Source organism: Micromonospora sp. CMU55-4 (assembly GCF_011602315.1).
Classification (GTDB): domain Bacteria; phylum Actinomycetota; class Actinomycetes; order Mycobacteriales; family Micromonosporaceae; genus Micromonospora; species Micromonospora chalcea.
Window position 1 is genome coordinate 72,393 of record NZ_JAAOLH010000022.1, and the last position, 9,253, is coordinate 81,645.

9 protein-coding genes are annotated in these 9,253 nt (G+C 75.0%); 1 reads left to right on the plus strand and 8 read right to left on the minus strand.

Going from position 1 to position 9,253, the window contains the following annotated elements; translation table 11 throughout:
- Positions 1-70: 70 nt before the first annotated feature.
- On the plus strand, positions 71-949 hold the full coding sequence (locus HA073_RS28160) for an HAD family phosphatase (RefSeq protein WP_043328083.1): 879 nt from the start codon (positions 71-73) through the stop codon (positions 947-949).
- A gap of 16 nt (positions 950-965) precedes the next feature.
- Here HA073_RS28160 and HA073_RS28165 read toward each other — a convergent pair whose 3' ends face one another.
- From HA073_RS28165 to HA073_RS28200, 8 genes are all read right to left on the minus strand, one after another.
- Positions 966-1,868 (minus strand): lysophospholipid acyltransferase family protein, encoded by a 903-nt coding sequence (locus tag HA073_RS28165; RefSeq protein WP_051611579.1) that lies wholly within the window; start codon positions 1,866-1,868, stop codon positions 966-968.
- 281 nt (positions 1,869-2,149) lie between these two features.
- Complete coding sequence (locus tag HA073_RS28170) at positions 2,150-3,223, minus strand: NAD-dependent epimerase/dehydratase family protein (RefSeq protein WP_064446676.1); 1,074 nt, start codon at positions 3,221-3,223, stop codon at positions 2,150-2,152.
- 120 nt (positions 3,224-3,343) lie between these two features.
- Entirely contained in the window at positions 3,344-3,445 is a 102-nt protein-coding gene (locus HA073_RS28175; protein ID WP_007465623.1) for a 30S ribosomal protein bS22, read from the minus strand.
- Positions 3,446-3,666: 221 nt separating this feature from the next.
- A complete protein-coding gene (locus tag HA073_RS28180; protein ID WP_013288759.1) occupies positions 3,667-3,876 on the minus strand; it encodes a helix-turn-helix domain-containing protein in 210 nt (69 codons plus the stop codon).
- 202 nt (positions 3,877-4,078) lie between these two features.
- Positions 4,079-5,263 carry an ABC transporter permease gene (locus HA073_RS28185; protein WP_043328082.1) on the minus strand — a complete coding sequence of 395 codons (1,185 nt, stop codon included), beginning with the start codon at positions 5,261-5,263 and terminating at the stop codon, positions 4,079-4,081.
- Positions 5,260-6,153: an ABC transporter ATP-binding protein gene (locus tag HA073_RS28190; RefSeq protein ID WP_166457675.1), complete on the minus strand. Its 894-nt coding sequence runs from the start codon at positions 6,151-6,153 to the stop codon at positions 5,260-5,262. The genes HA073_RS28185 and HA073_RS28190 overlap by 4 nt, the downstream gene beginning before the upstream one ends.
- Positions 6,150-7,547, minus strand: coding sequence for an efflux RND transporter periplasmic adaptor subunit (locus HA073_RS28195; protein WP_166457676.1), 1,398 nt, complete (start codon positions 7,545-7,547; stop codon positions 6,150-6,152). Before HA073_RS28195 ends, HA073_RS28190 begins: the two co-directional genes overlap by 4 nt.
- A 30-nt stretch (positions 7,548-7,577) precedes the next feature.
- Positions 7,578-9,161, minus strand: a complete 1,584-nt coding sequence (locus HA073_RS28200; protein WP_166457677.1) for a hypothetical protein — start codon at positions 9,159-9,161, stop codon at positions 7,578-7,580.
- Positions 9,162-9,253: the final 92 nt, after the last annotated feature.

A 9,253-nucleotide genomic window follows, 5' to 3' on the forward strand; every position in this document is an offset into this window, starting at 1 on the left:
CACCCGTCACACCGTGCCGGATACGCTCGACGCGGAGGGCGTACGCGGTCGTCGAGGCAGGGAGGTCACCGTGGCCGGAACCCGGAAGGTGACCGTCAGCACCGACGCGCACGGGCACACCACGGGCTGGTCGGAGGCCCCGTCGGCGCCCGCGACCACGATCCCGCCGGACCCCACCGCCGCCGCCTTCTTCGACGTGGACAACACGATGATGCAGGGCGCCTCGATCTACTGGTTCGCCCGCGGGCTGGCCGCCCGGAAGTACTTCACCACCGGTGACCTGGCCCGTTTCGCCTGGCAGCAGGCCCGGTTCCGGCTGCTCGCCACCGAGCACGCGGGCGACATGTCCCAGGCCAAGGAGGCAGCGCTCGCGTTCGTGCAGGGCTGGCGGGTGGACGACATCGAGCGTCTCGCCGACGAGATCTTCGACGAGCTGATGGCCCCGCGCATCTGGGCCGGCACCCGCCGCCTCGCCCAGCGTCACCTCGACGCGGGCGAGCGGGTCTGGCTGGTCAGCGCCGCCCCGGTGGAGATCGGCCGGGTGATCGCCGCCCGGCTCGGCCTTACCGGCGCGATCGGCACGGTGGCCGAGGTGGTCGACGGCGCGTACACCGGGCGGCTGGTCGGTGACCTGATGCACGGGCCGGCGAAGGCCGAGGCGGTGACCCAGCTCGCCGCCGTGGAAGGGCTGGACCTGGCCCGCTGCGCGGCCTACAGCGACTCGGCGAACGACCTGCCGATGCTCTCCGCCGTCGGCCGTGCGGTCGCGGTGAATCCCGATCCGGCGCTGCTGCGGCAGGCCCGCGAGCGGGGCTGGGACGTGCGCGACTTCCGCACCGGGCGGCGGGCCGTACGCATCGCCGTGCCCTCCACCGCCGCCGCCGGGCTGCTGGCCGGCGCGGTCACGGCCGGACTGGCGCTGCACCGGCGCCGCCACCGCGAGGCCTGAGCCGGCGCGCGTTCGCTCAGGGCCCGAACGGGTCGGGGCGGCGTTCGAGCAGCTTGTGCAGCGTCTGCTGGATCGTCTCCCGCACCTGGTCGGCGAGGTTGAACACCACGAGCGGGTCGTCGGCGGAGTCACGCAGGTGCGCGGTCGGGATCGGCGGGCAGAACTCGATCAGCCACTTGCTCGGCAGCGGCACCATGCCCAGCGGCCCGAGCCAGGGGAACGTCGGCGTGACCGGGAAGTACGGCAGTTTGAGCAGCCGCGCGAGGGGCTTGATGTCGGCGAGCATCGGGTAGATCTCCTCGCCGCCGACGATCGCGACCGGCACGATCGGCGTGCCGGTGCGCAGCGCGGCGGAGACGAATCCGCCCCGGCCGAAGCGCTGGAGCTTGTAGCGGTCGGAGTAGAGCTTGCCGACCCCCTTGAAGCCCTCCGGGAACACGCCCACCAGTTCGCCGTTGCCGAGCAGCCGCTCCGCGTCCGGGTTGCAGGCGACGGTGCCGCCGGTCTTGCGGGCTATCTCGGAGACGACGGGCATCCGGAAGACCAGGTCGGCGCCGAGCAGCCGCAGGTAGCGGCGCGCCGGGTGCCGGTCGTGCAGCGCGGTGGAGAGGATCAGCGCGTCGAGCGCCACGGTGCCGGAGTGGTTGCCCACGACCAGGCCCGCGCCCTCGGCCGGTACGTGCTCGATGCCGCTGACCTCGGTGCGGAACCAGTCCCGGTAGAGCAGCCGGACCAGCGGGTGGACAACCGCGTCGGTCAGGTCGGGGTCGAAGCCGAACTCGTCGACCTCGTAGTCACCGGCGAGCCGCCGCCGCAGGAACGCCAGGCCCTGGGCCACCTTGCGGTCCCAGTGGTCGCCCGGCCGGTCGGCCACCGCCGGTCCGGGCGGCGTGTCACCGGCCGGCGCGTCGCCGGCCACGGCCTTCTTCGCCACGGCCTTCTTCGCGACCGTCTTCTTGGCCACGGTCTTCTTGGCCACCGTCTTCTCGGCCGTCGGGCGGTGCGCGGCCGGACCCGGGGCGGCCGACCCGGCCGGGGTGCCGGGCTCGTCGGCGGAGGTGTCCGGCTCGACCGGCGCGGCCGGGCGGGCGGACGGCGCGGTCACCCGGCGGTGTCCGTTGCGCCGTGCCGGCTCCGCGCCCGGCCCGGGCACGTCCAGCGGTACGTCGTAGCGCGCGTCGCGCCGCTCCTCCGGGCTGGTCACGAACGCTCCCGTACGGTCGAGCGGACCTGCCGGATACTCTCCAGCACCAACCGCTCGGCCGCGGCCAACTGGTCCCGGGTCACCACGACGCCGCCGTGGTGGGCGCGGATGAAGTCCTCGAACGCGGCGGCGGTCGAGCGGGGCGTGAAGCCGAACTCCCGCTCCAGCCGGCTGGTGTCCACCACCCGGCCGTGCACGAACAGGTCCACCTGGTCCAGGCCGTACCGGCCGAAGCCCAGGCTACGGGCGATCGCGGCGACCCCGGCCAGGCCCGGTTCCAGCACCGGCACCGCCACCCGGCCGGCCCGGCGGATCGCCTGCGACAGCGACAGCACGCCCGGCCCGGCGACGTTGTACGTGCCCGGGTGGTCCTCGGCGACCGACCGGTGCAGCACCTCCAGCGCGTCGTCGAAGTGCACGAACTGCAGGCGCGGGTCACGGCCGAAGACGGTGGGCACCACCGGCTGGGAGAAGTAGCGGGTGAGCGTGGTGTCGGCGGCGTACCCGATGAACGGCGCGAAGCGCAGCACGGTCGCGGTGACGTCGGGCCGGCGGCGGCGGAACCCGCGGACGTACCCCTCGATGTCGAGTATGTCGCGGCCGAAACCGCCGCGCGGCACCTCGCGCGGCTCGGTCTCCTCGGTGAAGACGGCCGGATCGCGGAACGACACCCCGTACGCGGCGGTGGACGAGCGGACCACGAGCTTGCGCAGCCGGGGCGCGCGCTGCGCGGCGGCGAGCATCTGCATCGTGCCGATGACGTTCTGTTCCTTCATCGCCGACCGGCCGCCCTGCTGCGGGTCGGGGGAGGTGACGAGCGCGAGGTGCACCACGGCGTCGACGTCGAGGTCGGCCAGGAGACCGCCGAGCGAGTCGAGGTCGAGACGGACCCGTTCCACGTCGGTGAGCAGGTCGGCCAGCTCGGGGTTGGGCGGCGCCGGATCGACCCCGATGACCCGCTCGATCCGCGGGTCGGCGGCGAGCCGCGCGGCGACGTGCGCGCCGAGCCAGCGACCGACCCCGGTCACGACGACGACCCCCGGGGCACCGGAGGTGTCACCGGGGGTCATGTCGTGCGCCTTGCGCGGCAGGCGGGATCGAGCCGGGACGTCCACGGCCTGATCACCTGAGCCTCCGAGGGTCGACAGTTGGCAAGTGGTGCCGGGTGCCGGGCCAGTGCCCGGCCCCGGTCACTTGCCGAGACGGCGACGCTGGACGCGGGTCTTGCGCAGCAGCTTGCGGTGCTTCTTCTTAGCCATGCGCTTGCGGCGCTTCTTGACCACCGAGCCCATACGACAGCCTTTCGATGCAACGTTCGGGGCGGACCGGAAGACACCACCGCCGGTGGCGTCTTGACCGCTTGCGGACAACGGACCGGACCAGCGTGGTGGGCAGGGCACACCAGAGGGCGATCACGGTCGTGGTCCAGCCTAACCGGAGTGCGTCAGCAGGACCAACGCGCCCCCGTCGATGCCCCTTTTCGTCGCACTCGGCGGACCGGCCCGCCGAGTGCTCAGGCGGACTCCTGGAAGGCGCCCCGGAGGTATTCGTGCACGGCGTGCTCGGGCACCCGGAACGAGCGGCCGACCCGCACCGCGGTCAGCTCACCGCTGTGCACGAGACGATAGACAGTCATCTTGGAGACCCGCATGACCGTCGCCACCTCGGCGACGGTCAGGAACCTGACATCCGACAGCCGTGCGTCGGACTGCGACCCGGCCATGGCTCACCGACCCATTCCCGTGCCCGGCGCGTGTCACCGGGCAGGTGCTTCCGCCTCGACGAGCGACGCGCGTGTAACCAGTACGGTAGCGGGACGGCTGTGACCTGCGCGATCCCTTCCACCCTTTGATCATGGCGGGACAGCCGTTCACCCGATGTCCACCAGGGGTTTTTCGCCCGGACGGGTGTCTCGTCCGTAACGCCTACTCCGCGCGCAGCGCCACCACCGGGTCGAGCCGGCCGGCCCGCTGCGCCGGCACCACGCCGAAGACGATGCCGACCGCCGCGGAGACGCCGAACGCCAGCGCCAGCGACCACCAGGTGATCGCCGCCGGGATCGGGGAGAACGCGTCGACGAGCAGCGCGGTGCCCACGCCCAGCGCCATCCCGGTCAGGCCGCCCACCGAGGTGAGCAGCACCGCCTCCAGCAGGAACTGCACGCCGATGTCCCGGGGACGCGCGCCGACCGCCTTGCGCAGGCCGATCTCGCGGGTCCGCTCGCGTACCGAGACCAGCATGATGTTGGACACGCCGACGCCGCCCACCAGCAGCGAGATGCCCGCGATGGCGGCCAGCACACCGGTGAGCACGCCCAGGATGTCGCCGAGCACGCCGAGGATCTGCCGCTGGGTGACGGCGCTGAACTCGGTGTCCGGGTGCCGGCGGGACAGCTCCGCGACGATCCGCTCGCCGAGTTCGTCGATCCGCTCCCGGTCCGGCGCCTTCACCGCGATGCCGTCGATGCGCTGGGTGCCCCACAGCCGTTGCGCCGCCGTCACCGGTACGTGCACCTCGTCGTCCCGGTCCACGCCGAGGCTCTGCCCGAGCGGCGCGAAGACGCCGATCACCCGGAACCGCACGCCGGCCAGCGTGACCTGCTGACCGAGCGGGTCCCGGTCGGGAAACAGCGCCCGGGCCACCGAGTCGCCGAGCACCGCCACCCGGCGGCTGGTGTCGACGTCCGCCCCGGTCAGGTAGCGGCCCCGCGACAGCGACCTGGTGAACACCGACGGGGTGGTCTCCAGCACCCCCTGCACGGTGGTGAAGTCGGACCGGTTGCCGGCCCGGGCGGTCGCGCCGGAGGCCACTGTCACCGCGACCCGGCCGGGGTCGCCGACCACCCGGGAGACGGCGTCGGCGTCGCTGAGGTCCAGCGGCGAGACCACCGGCGCGTTGCCCACCTCGATCCGGCCCGGCACCACCAGCAGCAGGTTCGAGCCGAGCCCCTCGACCTGCTGCTCGACCTGCTGTTTGGTGCCGGTGCCGATGGCCACCAGGATCACCACCGAGGCCACCCCGATGATCACCCCGAGCATGGTCAGCACGCTGCGCAGCCGGTTGGCCCGCAGCGCGTCCCACGCCACCCGCCACGCCTCGGCCAGCCTCATCCCGCGTCCCCGCCGGACCGCGGACGGCGCTGCTCGGCGCGAGGGCGCTCCCCGGGCCGCGGAAGGCGCCCGGTGGCACCGGCGGCGCCACCGGAGCCACCGGGCGGGTGCCCCGGGCCGCTTCCGGACACGGACCGGGGCTCCGCGCTGGGAGCGGGGTCCAGTGTCGCAGGTACGCCGGAGCCGTCCGACGGCGGTCGATCATGAGCGCTGTCCGAGCGGATCAGGCCGTCCCGCACCGCGATCCGCCGGCGCGCCCGGGCGGCCACCTCCTGGTCGTGGGTCACCATCACCAGCGCCACCCCGGACTCGGCGTTCAGCTGTTCCAGCAGCTCCAGCACCGCCTCGCCGGTGGCACTGTCCAGATTGCCGGTCGGCTCGTCGGCGAGCAGCACCGCCGGTTCGGTGACCAGCGCGCGGGCGATCGCCACCCGCTGCTGCTCGCCGCCGGAGAGCTGGTTGGGCCGGTGGTGCAGCCGGTGGCCGAGACCGACCCGGCCCAGCATCGCCGCCGCCCGCTCCCGCCGCTGCCGCGCCCCGACGCCCCGGTAGACAAGCGGCAGCGCCACGTTGTCCACCGCCGACGTACGAGCCAGCAGGTGGAACGCCTGGAACACGAAGCCGATCGTCTCGTTGCGCAGCGTCGCCAGCTCCGGGGCGGTGAGCGTGGTGACGTCCCGGCCGCCGATCACCAGCCGGCCGCCGCTGGGCCGGTCCAGCCCGCCGAGCAGGTGCATCAGCGTCGACTTGCCCGAGCCGGACGGGCCGATCACCGCCACGTACTCGCCCTGGTCGATGGTGAGCGACACGCCGCGCAGCGCGGACACCGAGACGCCGTCCAACTCGTACGTGCGCCAGACGTCGACCGCCTCGATCGCCGGTTCGGTCACGGGAGTTCCTGGCCGTCGCGGACCTGGTCGGCGCCACGTACCACCACCCGGTCGCCGGCCCGTACGCCGTCGACGATCTGCACCAGGTCCTGCCCCTGCACGCCCACCGTCACCGGCACCCGGTCGGCCCGGCCGTCCCGCAACACCCAGACCGCGTCCCGCCCGTCGGCGGAGAACACCGCCGACGCCGGCACCGCCACCGCGTCGGCGGCCTCCCGCACCCGCAGCCGTACCACAGCGTTCATGCCGGGGCGGGGCGCCGGAGCGGCCTCGGCCTCACCCATTCGTCCGGCACCGAGGTCGAGCCGGACCCGGTAGGTGACGCCACCCCGCGCCGAACTGGTCGGCAGCACGTCCACCGACCGCACAGTGGCGTCGTACGTCGCGCCGGTCACCGCGTCCAACTCGACCGACGCGGGCACCCCCGCCCGCACCAGCAGCACGTCTGTCTCGTCCACCTCGGCGAGCAGGCCGAGCCGGCCGGTGTCCACCACAGTGAGCACCGGCGTGCCGGCGGTGACCCGGCCACCGGCCGGGATCGCGTCGTCCACGCCGGGCGGCGGTCCGCCCTGCCCGCCCGCGCCGAACGCCGACGGGTCGAGACCGGGCACCGCAGAGCCACCGGCCGCACCGAGCAGCCCGGCCAGGTCGGCCGGCGCCGCCGCCCGGGTGCCGCCCGGCTGCACCACACCGGAGATCGGCGCGCGCAGCGTCAACGCGTCCACTGTCGCCTTCGCCAGGTCGTACGCCTGCTGGGCCTGGAGTCGCTGCGCGGCCGACAGCGCGCCGACGGCGCTGTTCAGCCCGGCGACCCCGCGCTGCACCTGGGCGACGGCCCGGTCGGCCGCCCGGGCGGCCGACTCGTACTGCCGCTGCGCCGAGGAGACCTGGAGCAGCAGCGCGGCGCGTACCTGCGGGTCGCCGACCTTGCCGGCGGCGGCGCGGGCGGCGGCGAACGCCTCGTCGGCGGCCCGGTCGGTGCCCCGCCGGCTGCCGCCCAGGTCACCGGTGCCGGTGCCCCGGCCGGCCCGCTTCGCCGCGCGCAGCGCCTCCCGGGCCTGCGCCAGGCGCTCCCGGGCGGACGGCGAGTCGATCACCGCGAGCACCTGCCCGCGGCTGACCCGCGCGCCGGGGGCGACCCGCAGGCTGGCGAGCGTGCCGTCGGCGGGCGCGGTGAGCGTGGCCGCGGCCCGTGCGGTCACGGTGGCCGGCGCGTCGATCACCTCGCTGACCGGGGCGCGGCCCACCTCGGCGACAGTCACCGCCGGGGCGTCGTCGCCGCAGGAGGCGGCGGTCGTGCCGGTCAGGGCGACGACGGCGAGCAGCGCGGTGACGAGACGGGGGCGGCGGGCCGCGGGCAGCCGCGGCGAGGGAGTGCGGGCCACCCGGCCCATGCTACGACCCCGTCGACAGGCGTCGACGTGTCAGCCGACGACGGCCCGCACGTACGCGACGCACTCGTCGTGCAGCATCGACCACGGGTCGCCGAGCACCTCGTCGGCGGCCTGCGCCGGTGACCGCCGCTCGTGCACCACGGCCCGGTAGAAGTCGAGCATCCGCTGCTCGCCGTAGCGGTCGACCAGGTGCCGCACGGCCAGGTAGCCGACGCCGTAGGCGCCGCCGACCCGGCTGTCACTCGCGTCCGCCTCCGGCGCCACCGCCTCCAGCCGCCCGGACCAGCCGCCGCGCAGCAGGTCGCGCACCTCGGTCAGTCCCTCGTAGCGGTGGACCGGCTGGCCGTCGGCCCCGGCGTACTCGGCCAGCCCCTCCACCAGCCACCAGTCGGCGCGGTCGGCGTACCCCCGGTCGGGCAGCGAGGCGGCGTGGGTGAGTTCGTGCCGCAGCAGGTCGTCGACGCCGTCCGGGGTGACGGTCTGGGCGTTGAGCACGACGTCGTGGCGTCCACCGCCGACGCCGACCGCGTACCCGGCGGTCCACTTCGGCCGGCCACCGCCGTACCAGCGCCGCCACTCGGTCTTCCCGGCGTAGTAGACGAGATACCGGTCCGGCCGCGCGTCGCCGACCGCGTACCGGTCCGCGACCCGGGCGGCCGCCTCGGCCTGGGCGAGCAGGCCGGGCAGCTTGCTCCGCTGGGCGGTGGTGGTGGCCACCACCACCCGCTTCCCGACCGTCACGGCCAGGTCGTTCGCCTGCCACGGCCGGACGCCGGCCGGGTCCGTGCCGGACGGTTCCAGCGCGGTCAGCCGGGGCTCCTCCCCCACCAGCCGCCAGCGCGCGTCCAGCTCCACAGTGCTCGGCGCGCAGTCCGGCGCCACGAAGCAGTACCCCACTGTGATCGTCTGCCGCCACTGTCCGGGCTGCCCGTCGGCCGCCTCCGGCACCCCGTCGGCGGCCGGCCGCCACACGGTGACGCGCAGCGCCCGCAGCGCCGCGTACCGCCGGCTCAGGGCCGGCCGTGCCGCCGGTTCGGCGATGGCGAGGAAGCCGGCCCGGTCGGCGCCGACGAGCGCGGTGGCCTGCCGGTCCAGCAGCGCGAGCATCCGCTCGCCGAGCCGCCGCTGCGCCGCCGTGCCCGGGTCGCTCTTCGCGGCCGACCGTCCGGCCGCGTCCGGCGCGGGCCCGCGCAGGAGTACGCCGGGCACCGCGCCCGCCACCAGGCCGAGCGCGAGTCCGAGCGCGGTCCAGAGCGGCCAGCGCCGCCGCTTCCGCACCGCCCGCGTCGGCTCGCCCACGTGCGCCATTGGTACGGGGTACGGCGCGGGTACCGCGACGGGGTGCGGCAACGACGCCGCGTCCGGTGCCGGTGCCGGTGCCGGTGCCGGTGCAATGGTGTCAACGGCGGCGTCCACCTCGGCGCTGTCGGCGCCGGCGTCAGCCGCGCGGGCGGTCTCGGCGCGGGTGTCGTCAGCGCAGGCGTTGGCGCTGACGTTGGCCGCGACCGCGTCGGCGGCGCTCGCCTTGTCGACGGCATCGACGGCATCGACGGCGGGACGATGCTCGTCGCCGTCCGTCGTCCGGCCGGGAGGCTGCTCGTCGCCGTCGGTCACCGGCGAAGGGTACGACCAATCGGGCGTTCCGGGAAAGAGTCCCGCCGCTGTTCCGCCGCGCTCCGAGATCTTGGAAGGAAAGGGCCCCCAGA

Excerpts from the sequence above, each read along its gene's own strand:
- HA073_RS28170 (WP_064446676.1), bottom strand. The coding sequence starts at position 3,223 with ATGACCCCCGGTGACACCTCCGGTGCCCCGGGGGTCGTCGTCGTGACC.
- HA073_RS28175 (WP_007465623.1), bottom strand. The coding sequence starts at position 3,445 with ATGGGCTCGGTGGTCAAGAAGCGCCGCAAGCGCATGGCTAAGAAGAAG.
- HA073_RS28180 (WP_013288759.1), bottom strand. The coding sequence starts at position 3,876 with ATGGCCGGGTCGCAGTCCGACGCACGGCTGTCGGATGTCAGGTTCCTG.
- HA073_RS28185 (WP_043328082.1), bottom strand. The coding sequence starts at position 5,263 with ATGAGGCTGGCCGAGGCGTGGCGGGTGGCGTGGGACGCGCTGCGGGCC.
- HA073_RS28195 (WP_166457676.1), bottom strand. The coding sequence starts at position 7,547 with ATGGGCCGGGTGGCCCGCACTCCCTCGCCGCGGCTGCCCGCGGCCCGC.